Raw genomic sequence first — 22,359 nt, forward strand, 5'->3', positions numbered from 1 at the left:
GCGGGGCCCCGGTCCCCGCGGCGGCGCGGCTGACGGCGCCGCCCTGGGCCAGCAGCGTCGCGGCCACGGCCTGCTCCGCGAGGGCCGTGGCCGCCACCGCGAGCCCGCCGAGCACACCCACGGCGGCGAGCAGGTCGGCGACCAGCCAGATGTCCAGCAGCCCCGCCTCCGCGACCAGACGCAGCAAAGGCATCGGGAGTGACGGCGTCCAGATCCACGTCGGGCCGCCGCCGGCCAGGTTCGCGACGGTCGGGATCGCGACGAGCACGAGCAGGACGCCTGCCGGAGACCTCAACGAAGGTTGGCCAGCCGGTAGCCGTCGCCGGACCTCCACAGCAGCCAGTCGCCTGCCGCCAGGACGACGTCCGGGCTCTTGTACCGCCGGCCGGTGACCGGATCGAGCACGAACGAGGTGGCCCCGGTGTTGTAGGTGATGATCCGGTTGCCCGCCGTCATCCAGGGAGAGACGCCCTTCTTCGGCGTCGGAACTCCGGGCAGCACCGACACGGCCCCCCAGGTGTCGCGCGGCGTCCACCGCAGCGTGTCGCCGGCCACCCAGGCGAACCACTTCCCGGACGCCGCCGCGTACCACTTCTGGTCCGGATCGCCCATCCTCTGCGCGCGGACGCCGTCGGGCAGCGGATGCTCGGCTGTCACCTTGCCGGTCTCGACGTCGACGATGCGCAGCACCTTGTCGTTCGCCCGCTCGGCGGTGAACAGGTCGGGGTAGGAGAACGCCACCGCCGGCCCGCTCGCCGGGTCCCCGGTCTTGACGACCGTACCCACCTGCGCACATCCCTTGGCCATCCAGGGCTGCCGCATGACGTCGTTGCCGACGACCACGCCGCCGTCCACCCAGACCCTCCCCCGGGGGTCCGTGCCCTGCGGGCTGATCGTGCGCGTGGTCCCGTCCGCCGTGCGGCACCGCTGGTCGGCCGCCGAGCCGTTCAACTCCGTCCAGGTACGGAAGGCCGCGGCCGTCCCCAGCCCGGACCGAGCCCGGAAGCCGATTTCCTCGGGCGTGCCGCCGCCGGCGTCCACCTCCGCCACCTGTCCGTCGGGCGTCGCGCCCAGGACCGTCCCGTCGCTGCCCAGCGCCGCGGGCACGAACGGCTGGCCTTGCGCCGTGCGGCCCTCGACGTCCACGACGCTCGTCACGTTCATGAACTGACGCAGGGCCTGTTCCAGGCGGACCCCGGCGGGGAGGTGGACGTCAGCCTGGTCCGGGGTTGTCGTCACGGTCTCGGTCACGGTCGGCTCGGGCCGCTTGGGCGCCGTCACGGTCTTGGTCACGGTCGGCTCGGGCCGCTTGGACGCCGTCACGGCCGGCTCGGAAGGTGCGGTCGAGGCGGGGGGCGGGCTCAAGTTCGCCGTGGTCGCGGCGTCGCCGTTCCCACCGCGTACGGCCAGGGGCACGCCCACCAGCACCGCCGTCGCCCCCGCCGCTACGGCCAGCGCCAAGGCCCGCCTGTTCCTGCGGCGCGTGGCCACGGCCCGGTGGATCCGATCGGCCAGGCCGGGCGGCGGATCGTCCGGGGAAGGCTCGCTCAGCAGCGCGGCGAGACGGCGTTCCAGGTCATCCATGCTCGATCTCCTCGGTCTTGACGGCCTCGCGCAGCCGGGCGAGCCCCCGCGACGCCTGGCTCTTGACGGTCCCGCGGCTGCAGCCGAGCAGCCGGGCGATCTCCTCGTCGCCGCGTTCCTCGACGTAACGCAGCACCAGTACGGCCCGCATGCGCGGAGGCAGCTCGGCGATCCTGGCGCGGAGGCCGTCGTCCAGCAGGCGTTCCAGCCCCGCGTCCTCCGTCGCGGGCTCGGGCGGATCCGGCACGCTCACCTCACGCTTCGGCCGCCGCCAGCGGTTGGCCATGATGCGGACCATGGCCGTGCGGACGTACCCTTCCGGGTCGTCCTTGCGCCTGATCGCGCTCCACCGCAGGCCGGTACGGGTCAGCGCTTCCTGCACCAGGTCCTCGGCATCATGCCTGTTCTGGGTCAGGACCATGGCGTAGCGATAGAGCGCCGGCAGCCGCTGCTCCGCGAATCTCTCAAACGTCGGGTCGTCCACTCCTACCTCCGGCATCCAAGGACACTTCAGCCGGCCGGATGGTTGAGTGACGACGGAAAAATGCCGCGGACAGCACTCGGGCCGGGAGCCTCACCAGGTGTTGCGGACCTTGGCCACGATGAACGGCGACAGTGGGGGCGTCACTGCCTGGCGGTTTCGGTCGTCTCCTTGATGTGCGCGTTCCGCAGCAGGATCAGCTTGGTCATGTAACGCCGCAGGACGAGAGCGTCGGCGAGAGTGCCCAGTGGCCCGGCGGGCGCGGCGAAGTCGACGATGTCTTTCATGAGGGTCGCCTCGACGCCGCTGTCGCCGTCGCGTGCCGGTTCGAAGGTGTGCGCGTGGCGCCAATACCGGAACGGGCCGCTTACTTGCTCGTCGACGAAGTACGACGGGCGGATGTGGGCGCTGATCGTCGAGGTCAGGTGCCAGGTGAAGCCGAAGTGCCGCGCTCGCCACGTGACCTGGTCGCCCAGGGAGAGCTGTCCGGAAGTGACCCCTGCGACCGCTTGCTCCCGCGAGCCGCGCATGGAGGAGGCGTGCAGCTCGACCGACAAGGACGCATCGAAGACGACCGGCGGCGGTGCGAGGACCAGGGTGGCCACCTCGAAACGGGACATGCGCGGATCTTAGCCATCAGGTGGAAGGCGCAGGGACGTGCCCGGAGAGCTTCCCCTCCGGACGCCTCACGGTGGAGGTTCTTCCTACCCGGGGGAAGGATCCTCCGCTCTGGAGGAGAAATAGCACCCCGTGCCATGCCGATCACTTGAGCCGCGAGGAACCTTCGAGCGCCGGCGAGCGTAGCGAGCGGGGGTTTGCGGGGGATCGAAAGGGGGCGGCAGCCCCCCTTGGGAGGCGCTGGCTGAGCGCGCGCCTCCCAAGGTGAAGGCCGTGTTTCAGGGCCAGTCGAGGGCCGGGCGGAGGGGGATGCTGGAGCGGCCGTTCTTGTCGAGCTTGACGCCCAGCACCTGGTGCAGCTGGACCTTGTTGCGCTCGAAGCCCACGATGCAGCCCGCCATGTACAGGGCCCACACCCGGGCCGTGCCCATGCCGACCTCCTCGACCGCGTCCGACCAGTTGGCGTCGAGGTTGTCGCACCAGTGGCGCAGCGTCTTGGCGTAGTGCTCGCGCAGGTTCTCCTCGTGGCGGATCTCGAAGCCGGTGTCCTCCATCTGCCTGACCAGCCAGCCGACCGACTCCAGCTCGCCGTCGGGGAAGACGTACCGGTTGATGAAGCCGCCCTTGTTGAACGTCTTCTCCTTGCCGGTCGGCCGCGTGATGCAGTGGTTGAGGATCCGGCCGCCCGGCTTGAGCTTGCCGTACAGGAACTCGAAGTACGACGGGACGTTGTCCTTACCGATGTGCTCGGTGAGGCCGATCGAGCTGACCGCGTCGAAGTTCGACTCCTTGACGTCGCGGTAGTCCATGAAGCGGACCTCCGCCAGGTCCTGCAGGCCGGCGTCCGCGATGGCCTTCTGGGCCCATTCGGCCTGCTGGCGGCTCAGCGTCACGCCGAGGGCCTTGACGCCGTAGTGCTTGGCGGCGTGCATGACCATCCCGCCCCAGCCGCAGCCGACGTCCAGCAGGCGCATGCCCGGCTTGAGGTCGAGCTTGCGGGCCACCAGGTCGAACTTGGCGTACTGGGCCTCCTCGAGCGTCGACTCCTCCGAGGGGAAGACGGCGCACGTGTACGCCATGGACGGCCCCAGGACCCACTCGTAGAAGCGGTTGGAGACGTCGTAGTGGTGGTGGATGGCCTCGGCGTCACGCTGCTTGGCGTGACGGGAGCCCAGCCTGGCCAGGGCGCTCTGCCGCATCTCCTGTGGTGGTGGTGGCACCCGCATGAGGAGTGGTTTGACGCCCAGAGCGCGGACGGCGGCGATCTTCTCTTGGGTGGTCAGGTCGTTGGTGGTGATGTTCCACATGCGGTCGAGCAGTGCGTACATGTCGCCGTGTACGTCGATGTGGCCGGAGATGTACGCCCTTGCCAGGCCCAGCTCGCCGGGCGCCTGCGCCAGATAGGCGACCGCGATCGGCGACTTGACCTCGATGCTCAGGTCGGACCCGTCCGGACCTGCCTTGCTGCCGTCGTACGCCTGGAACGCGACGTTCGCTTCCGAGCCGACGATTTTCTCAAAGATGGTTGCCAGCGCCACAGCTCACCTTCCCGCTACACATTTTTCGTAGAGGTCAAGCAGGCGACCGTTCGGATCGTATTCCCGCTTGACAGGCCAGTAGGCGTCGCCGTTGTACAGCTGCCAGAACTGCTCGCGAGCGTAGAACGAGGTCGAGTAGAGCGACTTGTGACCGTCGAGCTCGTGCACTTCGCGCTCGATCAGCCGGTTGTAGTAGCCGTCGAACTGCCCCCGCGGCAACGGCACCATGCCCCAGAATCCGAAGTTGACGTAGAGCCTGCCCGGCTCCAGAGGGTAGAGCGGCCAGCGCGAGTTCGAGCGCAGCGGGCACATCCACACCGGTGTCATGCCCACCTTGTCGTGGAAGAACTCCAGGAACTCCGCCCCCCGCTCGACCGGAGCCTCGACGTCCTGGATCACGGACTCCTGCACGGGCTGGTCGCGCCACCTGTCGACGCGGGCGGTGACGCCGTACTTCCTGTCCAGCGCCACGAGGCGGCGGTAGACGTCGGAACGCATCCAGCGGCGCGGCATGAGGGAGCGCACGACGGGCTGCTGCACGCCGAACGCCCGCGAGCACCAGAACCAGTCGGTGTCCCAGCGCCACAGGTAGTCGCGCACGGTCAGCCAGTCGCGGTTGCGCTGCCTGATCGACTGGTAGTAGATGCGCATGCCCGTGTAGTCCGAGGCATAAGGGGCACGCTCGGCGAACCGGCCGACCGTGATGTACATCTCCCCCGGGTTGAAGTAGACGCCGTCGACGAAGTCGACGCTCTCCCCGTCGTGCACCATGCTGTCGCAGATCTCCTGCAGGGCCAGCATGCACTTGGCCGCGTCCGTGAACTTGACGTGCGTGAGATGCACGTACGGCTGGACCTTGCGGAGCTTGATCCGGATGCGCAGCGCGTAGCCCAGCGTGCCGTAGGAGTTGGGGAACGCGCGGAAGAGCTCCCGGTGCTCGTTGTCGTCGCGGGCCACGACGACGCGCCCGTCACCGGTGAGGATCTCGAGCTCCTCCACCGACTCGTGCGGCAGGCCGTCCCGGAAGCTCGTGGACTCGATGCCGAGCCCGGTCACGGCGCCGCCCAGCGTGATCGTCTTGAGCTGCGGCACCACGTACGGCATGAGCCCGTACGGCAAGGTGGCGTCCACCAGGTGCTCGTACGTCGTCATGCCCTGGACCTCGGCCGTCATGGTCTCGGGGTCGACGCTGATGACCTCGTCGAGATCCCTCGCCGAGAGCTTGGCCGTCCTGCCGCCGTCGCGGAACCTGAAGAGGTTGGACGTGGACTTGGCCAGGCGCGGGGCGGCACCGCCCGGGATCTCGGCGTACGACTGCCGGATCTGCTCTACTGCCCGTTGGTGTGTCGACATCTTCGTCGGCACGGCAAGCACCCCCTTGAGCTGGTAGAGATCGTCCGTAAGACGGTATCTCCCGTGAGCGACCTCGAATAGACCGGGGTCGTTAAAGACACGAAAACTGTTCATAGTGACAGGTGAAATGCCTACTTGGTAGGCGATTGCGTAAACTTTCTGAAGATCACGGAGCTTACGCCGTTAAGCACGTCATGCACCTCGCGGCCCCCGACGGCGGCGGTGAGGTTGTCCAGAGTCGCCGTGAGCAGACGGCCCGTGGCCTCGGGCGTGACGCCGGCGACATGCGGCGACAGCAGGACGTTCGGGAGATCCCTCAGCGGGTCGTCAAGCGGCAGCGGCTCCACGTCGAACACGTCGAGCGCCGCGCCGCCCAGACGCCCCCCGCGCAGGGCCGTGACGAGCGCCTGCTGGTCCACGACGCCACCCCGCGCGGCGTTGACGAGCAGGGCGCCCTGCTTCATGCGGCCGGGGTCGACGAGGCCGCGGGTCTCGTCGGACAGCGCGATCACCACGACGAGCACGTCGCTGGAGGAGATCAGCTCCGGCAGGTCAGCGAAGCCGGGGTCCGCGCGGGGCGTGCGGGTCCAGTAGGAGACGTGGCAGCCGAGGGCGCGGAACATCTCCGCGCAGGTGGCGCCGATCGGGCCGTACCCGACGATGCCGACGCGGCGCCCGCGCAGCTCGTACGGCTGCAGGCCCTGCTGCGGCCATTCACCCGCGCGTACGGCGGCGTCCGCGGCGGCCAGCCTGCGCGACAGCGAGAACGTGGCCGCCAGGCACCACTCCGAGACCGCCACCGCGCTGACGCCCGGCGTGTTGGCCAGCGGCACCCCGGCCGCCGCCAGGGCGTCGAGGTCGTGGCCGTCCACGCCCACGGACGGCTGCTGCACGAACGCCAGCAGGGGCGCGGCCTTGACCGCCTCGGCGTCCAACGCGAGCGTGCCCGTCCAGTCGCCGAGCACGATCTCCGCCTCCGGCAGCGCGGCCAGGAGCGCGTCCCTGTCGCGGGCGGCCGGCACGCGTACGGTCACCTGGTCGCCCAGCGGGGCGAGCAGGTGGCGGATGAGCTCTTCGGGGAGCGGGGGCAGAGCGAGCAGGTTCCAGGGGCTCATGCCCCCACAGTAAAGCTGCTGATCACCTGCCGCATCAGTCCTCTGTTACGCATCCACTGGGCCTCGTCGACCGTCCAGGACAGGATGTACGCCGTGTCGCCGATCGCGACGGCCCGGCGTATCTCGTGGTAGCGGGTGCCCGGCGTGGCCCACGGGGCGTCGCCCCCGGTGCCCGCGGTCCAGGAGAACTCCCACTCCACGGCCTTCGTGCCCTGGTGCACGACCACCCTGCGGCCGCGGTTGACGACGTTCTGGGCGTTCTGGGCGACGGTCTCCTGCGCGTCGCGCATGATCTGGTGCGGGTCGACGACGGAGTAGACGGCCTCCACACCGAGATGCGCGCTCCGGTCCCGGCGCGTCCACTCCGTGTAGGCCTCCTTGAGGGCTCCGCGCCAGCCGGTGGGCCGCATGATGGACCAGCCGTCACGCGACCTCCACATGCGCGTGATCGGGACGGCCCTGGTCACGCTGGGCGTCGGGGTGGGTGTCGTGCTCGGCTCCGGCGTGTCCGTGGCCGCCGGAGTGAGCGGCTGGGTCGCGGCGGCGGGCTGAGCGGTCTGCCGCGGGGTGCCCTCCGCCGGGGACGCGAGCTTGAAGTACGCCACCGAGCCGCCCGCGATCACCAGGACCACCGCCGCGGCCGCCGCGAGCAGGGCACGGCCCCGGCCGCCGCCCGGTTTCCGCTCCGGCACGTCCCGGTCGGCGCTCGCGGGCCTGGCCGTGAGGATGTCCTGGAGCAGCCGGTCGGCCTCCGCGGCGTCGACCCGCTGCTCGGGCTCCTTCTTCAGCAGCCCGCGCAGGACCGGATGCATGATCGGCGGGATCCTGCGGTAGTCGGGCTCCTCGCTGAGCAGCGCGTTGAGCGTCGACATGGGGTCGCCCCGCTCGAACGGCGAGCGGCCCACCATGCACGCGTACAGCGTGGCGCCGAGCGACCACAGGTCGGAGGGCGGTCCCGCGTGCTCGGCGCGGACCCGCTCGGGAGCGAGGAAGCTCGGCGAGCCGGTGACCATGCCGGTCTTGGTGAGCGACGGGTCGCCCTCGGCGGTGGCGATGCCGAAGTCCATGAGCACGGCCCGGCCGTCCTCGGCCAGCAGGATGTTGCTCGGCTTGACGTCGCGGTGCAGGATGCCCACCTCGTGGGCGGTCCGCAGCGCCGACAGCACCTGCCGGCCCAGCTCGGCCGCCTCCCGCACGGGGAGCGCGCCGGAGGTGAGCACGACCTCCTCGACCGTGGGGTGGCGCAGCAGCTCCATCACGATCCACGGACGGCCGCCCTCCTCGACGACGTCGTAGATCGCGACGACGGACGGATGGCTCAGCTTGGCCGCGGTACGGGCCTCACGGGCGGTCCGCAAAAGCTGGCGCTCCTGCTCGCCCGGCGACAGCCCGTCGGGCAGCAGCACCTCCTTTATGGCGACCTGCCGGTTGAGCAGGGTGTCCTGCCCTTCCCAGACCACGCCCATGCCCCCGCGGCCCAGTTCGCGTACTAACTGGTAGCGGGCCGCGATGAGCCGGTTGCTATCCGAAACCATGTCCTACCCCTGTTGACCACCCGAACACAGTGGGCAAGTTTCCCATACCTCCCACCTCTTCGCCGGAAGGTCGCGAAGGCCGCTTGCGATAGATCACCGAATGTTGTTCTACTGGGGAGATGCCTGAAGTTCACAACGGCCCGCTCGCCGGGGTACGCGTACTCGAGCTCGCAGGGCTCGCACCTGGGCCGTTCGCCGGGATGATGCTGGCCGACCACGGCGCCGAGGTGCTGCGCGTGGACCGGGTCAAGGCGGTCTCCGACCGGCCGCGCGGCGATGTCATGGATCGCGGGAAGCGCACGATCGGGCTGGACCTGAAGTCCCCCGAGGGCGTGGCCGCATTCAAGGAGCTGGCGCGGCACGCCGACGTCGTGATCGAGGTGTTCCGCCCGGGGGTGGCCGAGCGGCTCGGCATCGGCCCCGACGACCTCCACGCGGTGAACGAGCGGCTGATCTACGGCCGGATGACCGGCTGGGGCCAGGACGGGCCGCTCGCGTCCACGGCCGGCCACGACATCGACTACGTCGCGATCTCCGGTGTCCTGTCGATGCTGGGGCGCGAGGGCGGCCGGCCGACCCCGCCGATCAACATCCTCGGCGACTTCGCCGGCGGCGGGCTGATGCTGGCGTACGGGGTGCTGCTGGCCCTGTTCGAGCGGGAGCGCACGGGTAAGGGGCGGGTGATCGACGCGGCCATGGTGGACGGGGCGTCGATCCTGTTCTCGATGTTCTACCAGGCGGCGCAGAGCGGCTACTGGGGGCCGCGCGGCACGAACCTGCTCGACACCGGCGCCCCGCAGTACGACACGTACGAGACGGCCGACGGCGAGTTCGTGGCCGTGGGCTCGCTGGAGCCGCAGTTCTGGGACACGATGGTGAACCTGATGGGGCTGGCCGACCTGCCCGACAGGAACGACAGGACGCAGTGGCCCGCGCTGAAGGCCCGCCTGGCCGAGGAGTTCAGGAAGCGCACGCGGGCCGAGTGGGAGGCGCTCTTCGAGGGCTCGGACGCGTGCGTCTCGCCCGTCCTGTCCATGGCCGAGGCCCCCCACCACCCGCACAACACCGCCCGTGGCTCCTTCGTCGAGGTCGGCGGCGTCACCCAGCCGATGCCCGCGCCCCGCCTGCTCGGCGCGCCCCGGCCGGACCTCTCCCCCGCGACCCGCCTCAGCGACCTTTCCGAGTGGGGGCTGTCTCAGGAGGAGGCGGACAAACTCCGCGACCAGGGAGTGCTCGCGTAGTCCTTCAGCACGATCGAGTCGTGCAGCCGCACGCCCTTGCTGCTGATCTTGGCGGCCGCCGTGGTGAGCGCGACCGGCAGGTGGTTGATCAGCCGCACCGTCGCGGCCAGCGCCCAGAGGTCGAACCGGCTGCCGGGGACGATCTTCTTGGCCGCGTTGATGGCGAACGTACGGCTGCGGCGCACGTAATCGCCTATCTCGGCCTCGTAGGCGGGGAAGGCCCGCGTGTGGTCGCCGCCGTAGGTCGCGAGCTCGCCCGCCAGGATGTACGCCCCGACGACCGCCAGGCTCGTGCTCCCGCCGACGGCCGGACCGGGGCAGTACCCGGCGTCGCCCACGAGCGTCACCCGGCCGCGTGACCAGGTGTCCATGCGGAGCTGCGTGATCGAGTCGAAGTAGAAGGCCGGCGTGCGGTCCAGCTCGTCCAGCAGCCGCGGCACCTCCCAGCCCATCCCCTCGAAGTGCTCGCGCAGCAGCTCCTTCTGCCGGGGGACGTCGCGGTGGTGGTAGTCGAGCTGCCGCGGCGTCCTGAACAGGAACAACGCCCGCGCGTCGCCCATGTCCACGGTGCCGATCCCGGCCATCCGGCCCGCCCCAGCGATGACCTCCGTCCGGCCGTCGAGCCCGAGGTGGTTGGGCACCGAGACGACGGCCAGATAGGCGCCGATCCACGTGGCGTAGTCCGACTCGGGGCCGAAGACCAGGCGGCGGACGTTCGAGTGCAGGCCGTCGGCGCCGATGACCAGGTCGAACGTGTCCGTCCTGCCGCTGTCGAAGGTGACCTCGCCGTCGTCGGAGATCGAGGCGATCGAGTCGCCGAAGACGTAGCCGACGTCGTCCTTGGTGGCGTCGTAGATGATCTCGCTCAGGTCGTCGCGCATGATCTCGACGTGCCGGTCGGAGACGGCGCTCATCACGCGGCGCAGCTCCAGCTCGATGGGCCGCGACTCGCCCTCCCGGTGCATCGTGAGCCGCTCGATGCCGGTCTTCTTCGCCATGACCTGCTCCAGCAGGCCCATCTTCTCGACGATGTCCATCGCCGGCCTGAACAGGTCGACGGCGTGGCCGCCGGTCTTCCTGAGCGCCGGGGCCCGTTCCACGACGGTGACGGTGAAGCCGTACCTGGTGAGCCAGTACGCGAGAGCCGGGCCCGCGACGCTCGCTCCCGAGATGAGGATCCGCATGACCGCCTCCTTACTTAACGATAGGTAAGTGCCAGGCTAGCAGCTTACTTAACGATAGGTAAGGGGTATTCTTCAGCCATGCCCAGTGACACGAGGACGCGCATCCAGGAGGTGGCCCGCGAGCTGTTCGTCTCCCAGGGCGTTCAGAACACGAGCCTGCGCCAGATCTCAGACCGCCTGGGCATCACCAAGCCCGCGCTCTACTACCACTTCGCCTCGCGCGACGACCTCGTACGCAGCATCGTGCAGCCGATGGTGGAGGACATCGAGCGGTTCGTCGCGACGCGTCAGCCCGGCGACGCCCGGCAGCTGCTCGACGACTACTTCGAGCTGATCTGGCGGCACCGCGAGGTGACCATGATGATGGTGCGGGAGCTGTCCGTGCTGGGCTTCCTCGACCTGGGCACCCGCATGTTCGACTGGCGGCGGCGGATCATCACGCTGCTGCTGGGCCCGGAGCTCACACAGGCGCAGCACATCCGGGCGACGGTGGCGCTGGGCGGCATGTCCGACTGCTCGGTGGAATACGCGAACCTGCCGGTCGAAGAGGTCAAGCCGGCGGCCGTCGAGGCGGCGGCCGCCGCGCTCGGTCTCTAGATGGCCAGGTAGAGGTCCACGCCGTCCGGGTGGTGGACCTCGAGGTCAGTGGTGAACGCGCGGGACGGCGTACCCCCCGACTCGGTGTGCTTCCACACCTGCTGCCACATGTCGGCGAGGGCCTGCGGCATCGGGCCGCGGACCTCCACCCGCAGCGACGGGACCGCCGGCACGCGCACGGCCACCATGCCCTCCGGCAGCCGCGGCACGGTGCGCACGCCGGTGCCGACGATCTGCGTGTAGGCGCCGTGATGGTCGCTCTCGTAGTCGGTCAGCACCGCGTACAGGTTCTCGTCCACGCGCCCCGGCACGTGCGCGAAGGCCCCCGGAGCGCCGGCCCGCTGCCAAAGTACGGGCAGCTTCGCCCGCGACGGATCCATCTCGTCTGCATTCGTGGTGCGTACGGCGAAGCCGACCACGATCAATTCGCCCCGTTCGGTGACGTCCACAGAGCCCTCCCTCCCCCAAAAGTGTCCCGGCCGATCATAAGCCCCATCCAACGGGGGAAACCCCTCAATGGGCGGTCACCGCATAAGATGAATGAACGTGAAGTTTCTCAACGACCTCGAGCCTCATTACGACCTGACCTATAGCGACGTGTTCATGGTGCCGTCGCGATCCGCGGTCGGTTCGCGGCTCGCAGTCGATCTGTCGACGAACGACGGCACGGGCACCACCATTCCCGTCGTCGTGGCGAACATGACCGCGGTCGCCGGCCGGCGCATGGCCGAGACCGTGGCACGGCGGGGCGGCATCGCCGTGATCCCGCAGGACATTCCGCAGGACGTCGTGACCGACGTCGTCGACTGGGTCAAGAAACGCGACCTCGTCCACGACACGCCGCTCACGCTCACCCCCCACGACACCGTCGGCGAGGCGCTGCAGCTGCTGCCCAAGCGGGCGCACGACGCGATCATCGTGGTCGACTGGGACAACCGGCCGGTCGGGGTCGTGACCGACGCCGACTGCCAGGGCGTCGACATGTACACCCAGCTCTCGCAGGTCATGTCGAGCGAGCTGCTGACGCTGCCCGCCGGGCTGGACCCGCGCACGGCCTTCGAACGGCTGCACGGCGGCCGCCACCGGCTGGCCCCCGTCGTCGATCCCGGCGGGCGGCTGGTCGGCATCCTCACCCGCCTCGGCGCGCTGCGCGCCACCCTCTACCAGCCCGCGATCGACGCGCAGGAACGGCTGCGCATCGCGGCCGCGGTCGGCGTGAACGGCGACGTGGCCGCCAAGGCCAAGGAGCTGCTCGACGCCGGGATCGACTGCCTGGTCGTGGACACCGCGCACGGCCACCAGGAGAAGATGATCTCGGCCCTGCGCGCCGTCAAGGCCCTCGACCCCGGCGTGCCCGTCGTGGCGGGCAACGTGGTGACGGCCGAGGGCGTGCGCGACCTGGTGAACGCCGGGGCCGACATCCTCAAGGTCGGGGTCGGGCCCGGCGCCATGTGCACCACGCGGATGATGACCGGGGTGGGCCGGCCGCAGTTCTCCGCCGTGCTGGAGTGCTCGGCGGAGGCCCGGCGGCTGGGCCGGCACGTGTGGGCGGACGGCGGGGTACGCCATCCACGCGACGTGGCGCTGGCGCTGGCCGCGGGGGCGTCGAACGTGATGATCGGCTCATGGTTCGCGGGGACGTACGAGTCGCCCGGCGACACCCACACCGATGCGAACGGGCGCAAGTACAAGGAGAACTTCGGCATGGCCTCCGCGCGGGCCGTGCGCCTGCGGACGGCCGACGACTCGGCGTTCGAGCGGGCCAGGAAGGCGCTGTTCGAGGAGGGCATCTCGACCTCCCGCATGTATCTGGACCCGAAGCGGCCGAGCGTGGAGGACCAGATCGACGGCATCGTGGCGGGGCTGCGGTCGGCGTGCACGTACGCGGGGGCGTCGAACCTGGAGGAGTTCCACGCGCAGGCCGTGGTCGGGATCCAGAGCTCGTCCGGGTACGCCGAGGGGATGCCGCTGCACCAGAGCTGGTGACTTGTGCGTTCTTGACTTCGGCCGATTCGGCTTCCGCTGTTTCGGCTTCCGCTGGTTCAGCTTCGGCCGGTTCAGCTTCGGCCGGTTCAGCTTCGGCCGGTTCAGCTTCGGCCGGTTCAGCTTCGGCGCCAGCCGCCGGCGGCGTGGATACCGCCGTCGACGTGCAACGTCGCCCCCGTGACGAACCTGGCCAGGTCGCTGGCCAGGAACACGGCCGCGCCGGCGGCCTCCTCCGGGCCGCCCAGCCGGCCGAGCGGCGGGACGCGTACCGGCTCGTAGGGCAGGGGGCGGGCCAGCATGCGCTCGCGCACGCCCGACTCGCCCTCGGTCCGCAGCGCGTCGGGCGCGATCGCGTTCACCCGGATGCCCCTGGGAGCCAGCTCCAGGGCGAGCGTCTTCGTCAGGCTCTCCAGACCGGCCTTCATGGCCGCGTACACCGCGAACCCCGGGGCCGCCTGATGGGCCTCGCTCGAGGTCACATTGATGATCGACGCGCCCGGCGACATCATCGGCAGCAGCCGCCTGATCATGCCGGTGACCTGCGTGAAGTTCTCCTCGACGAGGATCTGCTCGCCACGGGGCGAGGTGTCGGCGAACGCCGCGTGGAAGGTGCCGCCCGCGTTGTTGACCAGGATGTCCACCCGGCCCCACCGCTCACGGATTGCCTGGGCGAAGATCTCCACCGCCACGTGGTCGCGTACGTCGAGCTTCATCGCCAGCTCGGCCCGCGGCTTGTCGCGGTCGCACACCGCGACATGAGCGCCGAACGCGGCGAACGTCTCCGCGATCGCCAGCCCGATGCCCCTGGCCGCCCCGGTGACCACGGCGACGCGCCCGGTGAGCAGGATCCCATCCGGAGAAAGGGCGGTCATGAACGATGACGATATCCCGACCGCATAGAGTCGTCGGGTCTCATTGTCAGCAATCATCAACAGGAGCACTTCGTGGCACTCGAAAAGCCCGAGATCGACTTTCCCGAGGGCAACCCGCCCGCCGACCTGGAGATCGTCGACCTGACCGTGGGCGACGGCCCGGAGGCCAAGCCCGGCCACACCGTACGCGTCCACTACGTGGGCGTGGCCTTCTCGACCGGTGAGGAGTTCGACGCGTCGTGGAACCGCGGCGACGCGTTCGAGTTCCCGCTCGGCGCGGGCCGCGTCATCGCGGGCTGGGACCAGGGGGTCGCGGGCATGAAGGTCGGCGGGCGGCGCAAGCTCGTCATCCCGCCGCATCTCGGTTACGGCAGCCGGGGGGCCGGCGCGCGCATCAAGCCGAACGAGACGCTCATCTTCGTCGTCGACCTGCTCGGCGTCAGCTAGCACCTCCCGGGGCGGGCCACCCAACCCCAAACGGCCCGCCCCACCCCTCCCCAGCCCGACACCCCACCCGTTTCCAGCCCGACACCCACCCCTTTCCAGACCCGGCATTCCTCCCCACGCCGCCCGCCCGAACCCGACGCCCACACACCACCCGCCCCACTCTCTCGGCCCGACGCCTCCACACCCACCCACCCCACCCCCTCCGGACCCGACGCTCCTCCTCACACTGGCCGCCCGCCCGGATCCGACGTCCCCACACCACCCACCCCGCCGCTTCCGGACCCGCGCCCCATGCGCTCCCGCCTCGCGCCTCCGAACCGACGCCCCCACACGTCCTGCGCCGCCTGTCCAAACCGACGCCCCCACGCACCCTGCGCCGCCCTTCCGAACCGACGTCCCCACACGTCCTGCGCCGCCGTTCCGAACCGACGACCCCGCTCCCTCCCGCCCCCTCCTTCCCGACCGACGTCCCCGACGCGCCTTGCCCCGCCTTGCCCCGATACGCCAGCCCACCCCGCTACGGCGATCGCCCATTCAACGCGACAGCCGCCCTGGCGCATGTACCGCCGTGGCACCGCATCACCCTCGCCCTCCCGCAACGAGAGGCCCCACCCGCGCACCCGAGTGCCCCCGCCCGAGAAGCCCCAAATAAGGGCCCTATACGCGGCATCCATATACGAAACCCACGCGGTGATCCCAAAAGGGAGCAACCGCACGAGGGGCCGTGCCGGGAACAAGGCAGACACTTGGCCGATATCGGGTGGGGAAATGTCGGCACCATAAGGCAACATAGGCGTGTGCTTCTGATCGACGTGGTCCGGGTTTCCGAGGCGGTGGCGCGCACGTCCGCTCGGCTCGGCAAGGTGGGCCATCTGGCGGAGCTGCTGGGCCGGGTCGGCCCGGAGGAGGCGGAGATCGCGATCTCGTACCTCTCGGGCGAGCTGCCTCAGCGGCAGGTGGGCGTGGGCTGGCGCACGTTGGAGGACATCCCCCAGCCCAAGCTGGCCGCCACCGCCACCCTGACCGCGGTCGACGAGCTGCTGAGCAGGATCAAGGCGGTTTCCGGGCCCGGCTCGCAGGCCGCGCGCAAGGCGCTGGTGGCCGAGCTGTTCGCGGGGCTGACGAGCCAGGAGCAGCAGTTCATGCGCCGGCTGCTGTTCGGTGAGCTGCGGCAGGGCGCGCTCGACGGCGTCATGATCGAGGCGGTGGCCAAGGCGTCCGGCGCGCCGTCGGCGGACGTGCGCCGCGCGCTCACGCTCCGCGGCTGGCTTCCCGCCGTCGGAGCGGCCGCGCTGAGCGGCGGGGTAGAGGCGCTGCGCGCGTTCCGGCTGCAGGTGGGGCAGGCGGTCTCGCCCATGCTGGCGGGCAGCGCGCCCAACGTCGCCGCCGCGCTGGAGAAGGCCGGCACCCCCGCGGCACTGGAGTGGAAGCTCGACGGCATGCGGGTGCAGGCCCACCGTTCGGGCTCTGAGGTCAAGGTTTTCACGCGTACGCTCGACGACATCACGCCGCAGGTTCCCGAGCTGGTCGAGGCCGTGCTCGACATGCCGTACGACGATCTCGTGCTGGACGGCGAGGTGCTCGCGCTGCGTCCTGACGGGCGGCCGCACCCGTTCCAGGTGACGGCGAGCCGCGCGACCAGCAAGACCAACGTCGCCCAGCTGCGCGAGCAGACGCCGCTGAGCGTGTTCTTCTTCGACGCCCTGCGGGTGGACGGCGCCGACCTGCTCGACCTGCCCTATTCACAGCGCCAGGAGGCGCTCGCCCGCGCGGTCCCTCAGGGCCTGCTGACGCCGCGGCTGGTGACGGGGGACGTTGCCGAGGCGGAGAAGTTCTTCACCGATGTGGTCAAGGCGGGCCACGAGGGCCTGGTGGTCAAGTCCCTGGCCTCCCCTTACGCAGCCGGCCGCCGGGGCGCCGGATGGATCAAGGTCAAGCCGCGTCACACGCTCGACCTGGTGGTCCTGGCCGCCGAATGGGGTCATGGGCGGCGTGAGGGCAAGCTCTCCAACCTCCACCTCGGAGCGCGTGACCCTTCGGGCGGGTTCGTGATGCTCGGCAAGACGTTCAAGGGCCTGACGGACGAACTGCTGGCCTGGCAGACCGAACGCTTCCTCGAGCTGGCCGAGGGGCCCACCGACAACTGGACGGTCACGCTGCGGCCGGAGCTGGTGGTGGAGATCGCCTTCGACGGGGTCCAGCGCTCCCCCCGCTATCCCGGCGGCATGGCCCTCCGTTTCGCCCGGGTCCTGCGCTACCGCCCGGACAAGCGCGTCGAGGACGCCGACACGGTCGACACCGTGCGCTCTCTGATGCTGTAGCCGGGCCTGCCTGAAATCAGCAAGCAGCAAACCGCCAAGAACAAAAACACCCACGATTGACGGCTTGATCACCAAGCGCTCGGCATATCAACGCACCCAGCTCGGCCTATCACCACACCCACCTCGGCCTATCACCCAGCCAGCTCCGCCTATCACCCACCTGAGCTGCACCAATTGCCGATCAATCCTGCTTTCTCGCGTTTTCCGGAGTCCCAAAGATCCACGGCGCATGCTGGGCGTTCTTAGCAATCTTGTGACTTAAGTGAGATATGTCACTGACTGTCGCATTAAGTTGCCTTTACTCGGGCTTTGTCGCATATGTTCGTCCTCACTGCGCGGGATCCCCCTCCCCGCCTCCGGATCGGCCGCCGTACGCCCTCCACCCCCTCCGGCCCGGCCTTTCCCTGCCCTATCCCCTAGCTAGGACTGTGGTTTACCTTGGGCCAGCATTCCCTCAAGCCGACCCCTCAGTACCGCAAGCTCATCGCAGGCAAGCGCCGCTGGATCACCCTCGCGGCCGGCGCCGCCGTCGTGGCCGCCGCCTCCACCGCTGCCTGGGCCGCCATGGACACCACCGGCTCCCCCAACCACCCCTCGGCAGCCCCCACCCCACTCCAGGCCAAGCCGCTTAACGAAGCCGCTCGCCAGGCGACCCCCCAGTCGCCCTCGCCGCTCCCCAAGCCCGCGGCGGCCCGCCCGAGGCCCACCAAGTCCCCGGCGACCGCCCAGCCGAACACCACCGCCTCCCCGGCAACGGCCTCCTCCAGCCCGGCCGCCAAGCCCACGGCGACCAAGCGCTCAACCCCCGGGACCACGTCGCCCACGCCCACGAAGGCCGCCAAGTCCCCGCCCCACAAGCCGAAGACCCGCGTACTCTCATCCGGAACCTGCGGCGCCTCCTACTACGGCGACCCCCAGATGACAGCCAGCGGCGAGCGCTTCGACCCCTCGGCCATGACCGCCGCCCACAAGACCCTCCCCCTGGGCAGCAAGGTCCGCGTCACCAACCCCAGCACGGGCGAATCGGTCACGGTCCGCATCAACGACCGCGGCCCGTACGTGGGCGGCCGCTGCCTCGACCTCTCCGAAGCCGCCTTCTCCGCCATCGGCAACACCAGCGCCGGCGTCATGCGCGTCAAGTACGAGGTCCTGTCCCGCTAACCCCGTCTCCCCAAGGCCCTGCCCCGCGTACGCCTCCGAGGTCCCGACCCGCGTACGCCACCCACCCCAAGGCCTTGCCCCACTTACGCCGCCCGAGGCCCCGACCCGCGTACGCCCCCGATGTCCCGACCGGCGTACGCCACCCCACCCCAAGGGCTTGCCCCGCCTACGCCCCCGATGTCCCGACCCGCGTACGCCACCCCACCCCAAGGGCTTGCCCCGCCTACGCCACCCGCTCCAAGGCCCTGCCCGCTAACGCCGCCCCGTCCCGAGGTCCTGCCCCACTACCGCCAGCACGCACAAAGCTCCTGCCCCGCTACAGCAGCCCCCTCACCGCATCTGAACCACGCGGCCATTCAGTGTGACGCCAGCACGGGGCGCCCGGCTCAATGGTGACGTCAGTCCACCGCACCTCTACGCCTGGCCGGAGCCCCGCAGCCCTTCCACTGCACCCAATGCACTCACCCGACGGCACCAGACGGGGCGCGGTCGTCACACCGAACCACCACCCACCCCGCACCAAGCCCCCCAGCCCAGACCCCCACCCTTAACCAGCCGGCGCGACCGTTCGACCGAACCAGTGCCCGCCCACATCAACTCCCGCCCTGACGCCCACCCCAAAGCCAGCCGACACGACCGTTCTACTGAACCAGCACGCGCCCGCATCAACCCCCCAACCCCGACACCCACCCCAAAGCTGGCCGGCGTGCGTTCGTCACACCGAACCAGCGCACTTCTCGCGCTGAACCCCGACCCAGCCGCCACTCCGAAAGGGCCTAACTGAATGCGGCCCCTTGCCGGGCTGGACCAGGCCGGGCTCGTATAGATCTCGGCGGATGCTGGCGAGTGGAGTCACTTCACCAGGCGCAGCGTCATCGGGTAGCGGAAGTTGCCCTCCGTCAGGGACGTAATGCCACCGACGATGGAGAGGACGACGGCGGCGACCCAGATGAACGGGAGCAGCACGACGCCGATGACCGTGAACGGCAGGAGAACCGTGGCTCCCACCACCGTGAGCTGGAAGTTGAGTGCCTCGAGCGCCTGCCTGCGGATGTAGGGCGAGGTCTTCGCGCCAGTGAGCAGCAGGATCAGCGGGCCGGCGATCGGGATGCCGACAACCATCAGCAGGTGGCCGACGGCGGCGGCGAGACGTTCGTTGCTCTCCGGCGCCCGCTCAGGGCGGACCGGGGGCGGGAGCGGGGCGAGCCGGGGTACGGCTTGAGCGCCGTACAGCTCGGTCATGATGGGCATCAGGTCACCGTGCGTGCGCGCCGTCATCGCGCGCTCCAGCCGGTCGTCGAACTCGAGCTTGTCGAAGCGGCCCTCCGCGTAGGCGGCCTTGACGTGCTCGACCACGTGCTCTCTGTCCTGGTGGGTGACGCGCAGATGAGCTGGCTGCACCTGTCCCGGCCCAGGGGTTTGCGGTACCCCAGCCATAATCGCCATGCCTCTCCTTTGAGAATCGGGCAGTCACCTCTCATACTGCGTCCCTCGGACCCTCGGTGCTATCGGGAGAATCCCGGATGTGACCCCTAGATCATCCCCGACGCACGGAGGCTCCAGACGGTATAAAAAGGATGCATGAGATGGCGAGACCGCTACGGCATTCGTCGACTGCGCGGCCCCAAGGTCGCGAAGTTCGACCGCGAGGCGACTGACGCCGACATCGAAGCGCTTATCGCTTTTGCCCGCTCGCGCCGCGGCGTCGAGTTTTACGTCGAGCCAGAGACTTTCGCCACCGACACGACCGCCGTGGCGGTCGCCGACGACGGCGAATGGACCAGGCGTAGGGTTGGTTCCCCTGCCGTGATCCACAAGGTTGCCCGCGATCTTGCCCTCCCGGTTTATGACGTACAACTCACCGGCTATCCGCCGCGCATGCGCGCTTACAACGAACGCCGCCGCCGCGAAGAAGGCACCGGCAGCTGACCCCCGACAACCGTCCGCCAGCGGGTCACCCGTTGGCGGACCACTGACTGACTGACCGGCGATTGGCGATTGGCGATTGGCGCAGTGTCGGCTCACACTGGCGGCCGCCAACTCACAACCGGCGGCCAGTGACCGGCAGCCACCCGACCTGCGGCCAGGCTTGCGGTTCACAACCAACAGCCGCCGTCCCACGGCCAGCGCGACCGGCGACCAACAATCGGCGATCGGCGACCAACCCCGCTTGCGACTGCGACCGTCAAGCGCGAACAGCAGCCCGCGGCTGGCGGCCAACCGCTCACGATTGGCAAACGGCGACCGACAACCCTCCGAGCTGCGGCCCGACCAACAGCCGCCGCCTCGCGGCCAGCGACCGGCAGCCAACCGTTCACGGCCGATAACCGGCAGTCGGCAGCCCTCAATCAGCAACCCCGCAATCGGCAACCCGCGACCGACCGCCCCAGCTCATGCCAGCCGCCCGCGGCCAATCGCTCACGACCGCGACCAACCGCCCGCAATCGGCAGTCCGCGATTGACAGCCAGCGGTCGGTGGCCCGCGACCTGCAACCGGCAGTCGGTGGTTTACGACTGGCGACTGGCGGTTGGTGACGATCCGCTTCCGTGCGGCGGGCAGTGGGCGACGATCCGCTTTCTTGTGGCTGGTGGATGGCGACGATGGGCGCCTCCCTGTGGATCGGGTCGTCCCCCATTGCGTTGTTGCTCGGTGGTCTCGATTGGTGCTCTGGGCAGGGTGCCTGTGGTTGGTGGGTGGGCGTTAGTCGGGCGGGGAGTGCGGGTCGTCTTCGTCCAGGAGGTTCACCAGGGGGAGGAGCCAGGAGGCGTGGGGTGGGCCCATGGCGGCGTCGAGTTCGGCCGGGGTGGGGAGGCGGTCTCGGAGGATCGTGGGAGACAGGAGATTTTGGAGGGCGTGCATGAGGAGGTTGGCCATCGAGTAGCTGGGGTCGATGGTCAGGGCGCGTTCCAGGGCGATGGTGGCCTGGACGTTGTTTCCCGCGCGCCAGGAAGCCATCGCCAGGAGGGATGCGGCCGGTGGGATGAAGCGGGGCTCCAGCCTGCGGGTCAGGTCCTTCCAGAGGAGCACGTGGGAATCTTGCATGAGGGTCCAGGCCTCGTCGCGGGCTCGGGTTATCGATAGGGCCAGGCCCAGTTTCGCCGCCTCCGCGTCGTCCAGGCGGCCGCCTTCCTCGTGGGTCTGGAGGGCTGATCGGACTCTGTTCAGGCTTTCGGCGATGAACTGTGTCGCGAAGGTGTCAAGGTTTGTGGTGGCTGTCAGGTCAACTCGGAATTCTGCGATCGCGTCGGCTGTGGCTCGGCGCATGGCCATGCGTACGGGGCCTGCGATGGGGGCGATGGTACGTTCCAGGGATTCGCGATCGGGGAGGGCTACCAGGCCTCGGATGGTCGCCTCGGCGGAGATCTGGCTGGTGGTCAGGTCGTACGGAGTGCCTTCGGCCGGGCAGCACGTCGCGAGATCGCAGATGTAAGACCAGTAACGGCCTTCGTGTGCTCGTAGTGCTTCGCCTACATGGAGTTCGGTCTTGGCGGCAAGGAGTCTGGCCTCGTCGGCTGCCGGGGTCACCAGCTCCCCCGGGCCGTAACCGACGACGACGATCTCTGTCACGCCCTCCCGGTCGAAGACCGGCTCCAAGGAGGCGAGAGTGCCGGGCGGGAACGGGAGGCTCCATCTGGCCACCAGCTTGGCCTGGCGACGGTCGAGGCCGATCACGATGAGGCTGGTCTTCGGGTGGAAACCGACGAGGTATGGCACGGCGGCCAGGATGTCGGTGGGGCTGGTGAGGGTGAGGCAGGGCTCCAGCGACGTGAAGCTGGATGAGGGGGAGGAGGAGGGAAGGGAGGGCGGGGATGGTGACGTAGGGGAGGTTGAGGGTGACGGCGAGGGAGCGACGGTGGTGGGGTCGGAGTCCTCGGAGGTGGAAGTGGGAGTGGGGTTGGGGGTTGGGGTGGTCGCGGGGGTGGAGTGGTTGGTCGTCATGGGCCCTTAGGGTGCCCGGGCGAGGGCTGTGGGATCGGGCCCGAATGCGATTCTGGGGATGGTGGGGACGTCCAGGAGTGGCGTTGTGGATAACTGCCCGCCGGTTTTCGGCTGGGGCTCTTTGGGTGATGGTGGTTCTTGCTGCCCAAGCCATGGCTGCCCAAGCCAGGGCTGGTGGCGGGCGGCGGCGACGGCTGGTGCCCGATGGGTGATGACGGGTGATTGGGCCCGCGAGGCCCCCAGGCGAAGTAGCCGGAGCCGGAGTGGGCGACCGGACCCGGAGTGGGCGACCGGAGCCGGAGGGAGCGGGCCGGAGCCGGAGGGAGCGGGCCGGAGCCGGAGGGAGCGGGCCGGAGCCGGAGGGAGCGGGCCGGAGCCGGAGGGAG

Annotated in this window: 21 protein-coding genes; 8 read left to right on the forward strand and 13 right to left on the reverse strand. The window is 69.8% G+C overall.

Annotation, left to right across the window (positions count from 1 at the left end):
• The 8 genes from ACWEPL_RS38990 to ACWEPL_RS39025 all read right to left on the reverse strand — a co-directional run.
• On the reverse strand, window positions 1-295 hold a 295-nt coding region (locus ACWEPL_RS38990; protein ID WP_452439132.1), incomplete at its 3' end, for a hypothetical protein.
• Window positions 292-1,584 carry a hypothetical protein gene (locus ACWEPL_RS38995; RefSeq protein WP_452439133.1) on the reverse strand — a complete coding sequence of 431 codons (1,293 nt, stop codon included), beginning with the start codon at window positions 1,582-1,584 and terminating at the stop codon, window positions 292-294. The genes ACWEPL_RS38990 and ACWEPL_RS38995, both read right to left, overlap by 4 nt.
• Window positions 1,577-2,083, reverse strand: a complete 507-nt coding sequence (locus tag ACWEPL_RS39000; protein WP_350739297.1) for a SigE family RNA polymerase sigma factor — start codon at window positions 2,081-2,083, stop codon at window positions 1,577-1,579. Before ACWEPL_RS39000 ends, ACWEPL_RS38995 begins: the two co-directional genes overlap by 8 nt.
• Before the next feature lie 125 nt (window positions 2,084-2,208).
• Window positions 2,209-2,685, reverse strand: coding sequence for an SRPBCC family protein (locus ACWEPL_RS39005; RefSeq protein ID WP_363966340.1), 477 nt, complete (start codon window positions 2,683-2,685; stop codon window positions 2,209-2,211).
• 276 nt (window positions 2,686-2,961) lie between these two features.
• Window positions 2,962-4,221, reverse strand: coding sequence for a cyclopropane-fatty-acyl-phospholipid synthase family protein (locus ACWEPL_RS39010; RefSeq protein ID WP_350739302.1), 1,260 nt, complete (start codon window positions 4,219-4,221; stop codon window positions 2,962-2,964).
• A gap of 3 nt (window positions 4,222-4,224) precedes the next feature.
• Window positions 4,225-5,574: an FAD-binding oxidoreductase gene (locus ACWEPL_RS39015; RefSeq protein ID WP_363966626.1), complete on the reverse strand. Its 1,350-nt coding sequence runs from the start codon at window positions 5,572-5,574 to the stop codon at window positions 4,225-4,227.
• Window positions 5,575-5,705: 131 nt separating this feature from the next.
• Window positions 5,706-6,689 carry an NAD(P)-dependent oxidoreductase gene (locus ACWEPL_RS39020; protein ID WP_452439134.1) on the reverse strand — a complete coding sequence of 328 codons (984 nt, stop codon included), beginning with the start codon at window positions 6,687-6,689 and terminating at the stop codon, window positions 5,706-5,708.
• Window positions 6,686-8,224 (reverse strand): serine/threonine-protein kinase, encoded by a 1,539-nt coding sequence (locus tag ACWEPL_RS39025; RefSeq protein ID WP_452439135.1) that lies wholly within the window; start codon window positions 8,222-8,224, stop codon window positions 6,686-6,688. The genes ACWEPL_RS39020 and ACWEPL_RS39025 overlap by 4 nt, the downstream gene beginning before the upstream one ends.
• 119 nt (window positions 8,225-8,343) lie before the next feature.
• Here ACWEPL_RS39025 and ACWEPL_RS39030 point away from each other — a divergent pair, with 119 nt between their 5' ends.
• Window positions 8,344-9,465, forward strand: a complete 1,122-nt coding sequence (locus tag ACWEPL_RS39030) for a CaiB/BaiF CoA transferase family protein (protein WP_452439136.1) — start codon at window positions 8,344-8,346, stop codon at window positions 9,463-9,465.
• Here the strand turns inward: ACWEPL_RS39030 and ACWEPL_RS39035 are convergent.
• Window positions 9,420-10,649 carry an FAD-dependent monooxygenase gene (locus tag ACWEPL_RS39035; protein ID WP_452439137.1) on the reverse strand — a complete coding sequence of 410 codons (1,230 nt, stop codon included), beginning with the start codon at window positions 10,647-10,649 and terminating at the stop codon, window positions 9,420-9,422. The genes ACWEPL_RS39030 and ACWEPL_RS39035 overlap by 46 nt on opposite strands.
• Window positions 10,650-10,727: 78 nt before the next feature.
• Between ACWEPL_RS39035 and ACWEPL_RS39040 the strand changes: the two genes are divergently transcribed.
• Window positions 10,728-11,246: a TetR/AcrR family transcriptional regulator gene (locus ACWEPL_RS39040; protein ID WP_363966351.1), complete on the forward strand. Its 519-nt coding sequence runs from the start codon at window positions 10,728-10,730 to the stop codon at window positions 11,244-11,246.
• Here ACWEPL_RS39040 and ACWEPL_RS39045 read toward each other — a convergent pair.
• A complete protein-coding gene (locus ACWEPL_RS39045; RefSeq protein ID WP_363966353.1) occupies window positions 11,243-11,695 on the reverse strand; it encodes a GyrI-like domain-containing protein in 453 nt (150 codons plus the stop codon). The genes ACWEPL_RS39040 and ACWEPL_RS39045 overlap by 4 nt on opposite strands.
• A gap of 97 nt (window positions 11,696-11,792) precedes the next feature.
• On the opposite strand from ACWEPL_RS39045, the gene ACWEPL_RS39050 reads away from it, so the two are divergent.
• Window positions 11,793-13,232 carry a GuaB1 family IMP dehydrogenase-related protein gene (locus ACWEPL_RS39050; protein WP_350739319.1) on the forward strand — a complete coding sequence of 480 codons (1,440 nt, stop codon included), beginning with the start codon at window positions 11,793-11,795 and terminating at the stop codon, window positions 13,230-13,232.
• Between the two features lie 116 nt (window positions 13,233-13,348).
• Here ACWEPL_RS39050 and ACWEPL_RS39055 read toward each other — a convergent pair whose 3' ends face one another.
• Window positions 13,349-14,104 carry an SDR family NAD(P)-dependent oxidoreductase gene (locus ACWEPL_RS39055; protein ID WP_350739322.1) on the reverse strand — a complete coding sequence of 252 codons (756 nt, stop codon included), beginning with the start codon at window positions 14,102-14,104 and terminating at the stop codon, window positions 13,349-13,351.
• 72 nt (window positions 14,105-14,176) lie between these two features.
• Between ACWEPL_RS39055 and ACWEPL_RS39060 the strand changes: the two genes are divergently transcribed.
• From ACWEPL_RS39060 to ACWEPL_RS39070, 3 genes are all read left to right on the forward strand, one after another.
• A complete protein-coding gene (locus ACWEPL_RS39060) occupies window positions 14,177-14,551 on the forward strand; it encodes an FKBP-type peptidyl-prolyl cis-trans isomerase (RefSeq protein ID WP_363966356.1) in 375 nt (124 codons plus the stop codon).
• A 797-nt stretch (window positions 14,552-15,348) separates the two neighbouring features.
• Window positions 15,349-16,872, forward strand: a complete 1,524-nt coding sequence (locus ACWEPL_RS39065) for an ATP-dependent DNA ligase (RefSeq protein WP_449902139.1) — start codon at window positions 15,349-15,351, stop codon at window positions 16,870-16,872.
• Between the two features lie 438 nt (window positions 16,873-17,310).
• Complete coding sequence (locus ACWEPL_RS39070) at window positions 17,311-18,033, forward strand: septal ring lytic transglycosylase RlpA family protein (protein WP_363966360.1); 723 nt, start codon at window positions 17,311-17,313, stop codon at window positions 18,031-18,033.
• An 852-nt stretch (window positions 18,034-18,885) separates the two neighbouring features.
• Here ACWEPL_RS39070 and ACWEPL_RS39075 read toward each other — a convergent pair.
• The gene (locus ACWEPL_RS39075; RefSeq protein ID WP_363966362.1) at window positions 18,886-19,434 is read right to left on the reverse strand and encodes a DUF1707 and DUF4870 domain-containing protein; all 549 of its coding nucleotides are present in this window, start codon (window positions 19,432-19,434) and stop codon (window positions 18,886-18,888) included.
• A 180-nt stretch (window positions 19,435-19,614) separates the two neighbouring features.
• Between ACWEPL_RS39075 and ACWEPL_RS39080 the strand changes: the two genes are divergently transcribed.
• Complete coding sequence (locus tag ACWEPL_RS39080) at window positions 19,615-19,962, forward strand: hypothetical protein (RefSeq protein ID WP_350741812.1); 348 nt, start codon at window positions 19,615-19,617, stop codon at window positions 19,960-19,962.
• Window positions 19,963-20,734: 772 nt separating this feature from the next.
• Here ACWEPL_RS39080 and ACWEPL_RS39085 read toward each other — a convergent pair.
• On the reverse strand, window positions 20,735-21,748 hold the full coding sequence (locus ACWEPL_RS39085) for a DUF4192 domain-containing protein (RefSeq protein ID WP_350741810.1): 1,014 nt from the start codon (window positions 21,746-21,748) through the stop codon (window positions 20,735-20,737).
• A 10-nt stretch (window positions 21,749-21,758) separates the two neighbouring features.
• On the opposite strand from ACWEPL_RS39085, the gene ACWEPL_RS39090 reads away from it, so the two are divergent.
• On the forward strand, window positions 21,759-21,983 hold the full coding sequence (locus tag ACWEPL_RS39090) for a hypothetical protein (protein ID WP_363966366.1): 225 nt from the start codon (window positions 21,759-21,761) through the stop codon (window positions 21,981-21,983).
• The last annotated feature ends 376 nt before the right edge of the window (window positions 21,984-22,359 follow it).

Source organism: Nonomuraea sp. NPDC004186 (genome assembly GCF_053603495.1).

What these genes read in the sequence shown, in the direction of transcription:
- ACWEPL_RS39040 (WP_363966351.1), top strand. Translation starts at nt 10,728, where the DNA reads ATGCCCAGTGACACGAGGACGCGCATCCAGGAGGTGGCCCGCGAGCTG.
- ACWEPL_RS39000 (WP_350739297.1), bottom strand. Translation starts at nt 2,083, where the DNA reads ATGCCGGAGGTAGGAGTGGACGACCCGACGTTTGAGAGATTCGCGGAG.
- ACWEPL_RS39055 (WP_350739322.1), bottom strand. Translation starts at nt 14,104, where the DNA reads ATGACCGCCCTTTCTCCGGATGGGATCCTGCTCACCGGGCGCGTCGCC.
- ACWEPL_RS39020 (WP_452439134.1), bottom strand. Translation starts at nt 6,689, where the DNA reads ATGAGCCCCTGGAACCTGCTCGCTCTGCCCCCGCTCCCCGAAGAGCTC.
- ACWEPL_RS39025 (WP_452439135.1), bottom strand. Translation starts at nt 8,224, where the DNA reads ATGGTTTCGGATAGCAACCGGCTCATCGCGGCCCGCTACCAGTTAGTA.
- ACWEPL_RS38995 (WP_452439133.1), bottom strand. Translation starts at nt 1,584, where the DNA reads ATGGATGACCTGGAACGCCGTCTCGCCGCGCTGCTGAGCGAGCCTTCC.
- ACWEPL_RS39090 (WP_363966366.1), top strand. Translation starts at nt 21,759, where the DNA reads ATGTCGGTGGGGCTGGTGAGGGTGAGGCAGGGCTCCAGCGACGTGAAG.
- ACWEPL_RS39030 (WP_452439136.1), top strand. Translation starts at nt 8,344, where the DNA reads ATGCCTGAAGTTCACAACGGCCCGCTCGCCGGGGTACGCGTACTCGAG.
- ACWEPL_RS39015 (WP_363966626.1), bottom strand. Translation starts at nt 5,574, where the DNA reads ATGTCGACACACCAACGGGCAGTAGAGCAGATCCGGCAGTCGTACGCC.
- ACWEPL_RS39005 (WP_363966340.1), bottom strand. Translation starts at nt 2,685, where the DNA reads ATGTCCCGTTTCGAGGTGGCCACCCTGGTCCTCGCACCGCCGCCGGTC.
- ACWEPL_RS39035 (WP_452439137.1), bottom strand. Translation starts at nt 10,649, where the DNA reads ATGCGGATCCTCATCTCGGGAGCGAGCGTCGCGGGCCCGGCTCTCGCG.
- ACWEPL_RS39080 (WP_350741812.1), top strand. Translation starts at nt 19,615, where the DNA reads ATGAGATGGCGAGACCGCTACGGCATTCGTCGACTGCGCGGCCCCAAG.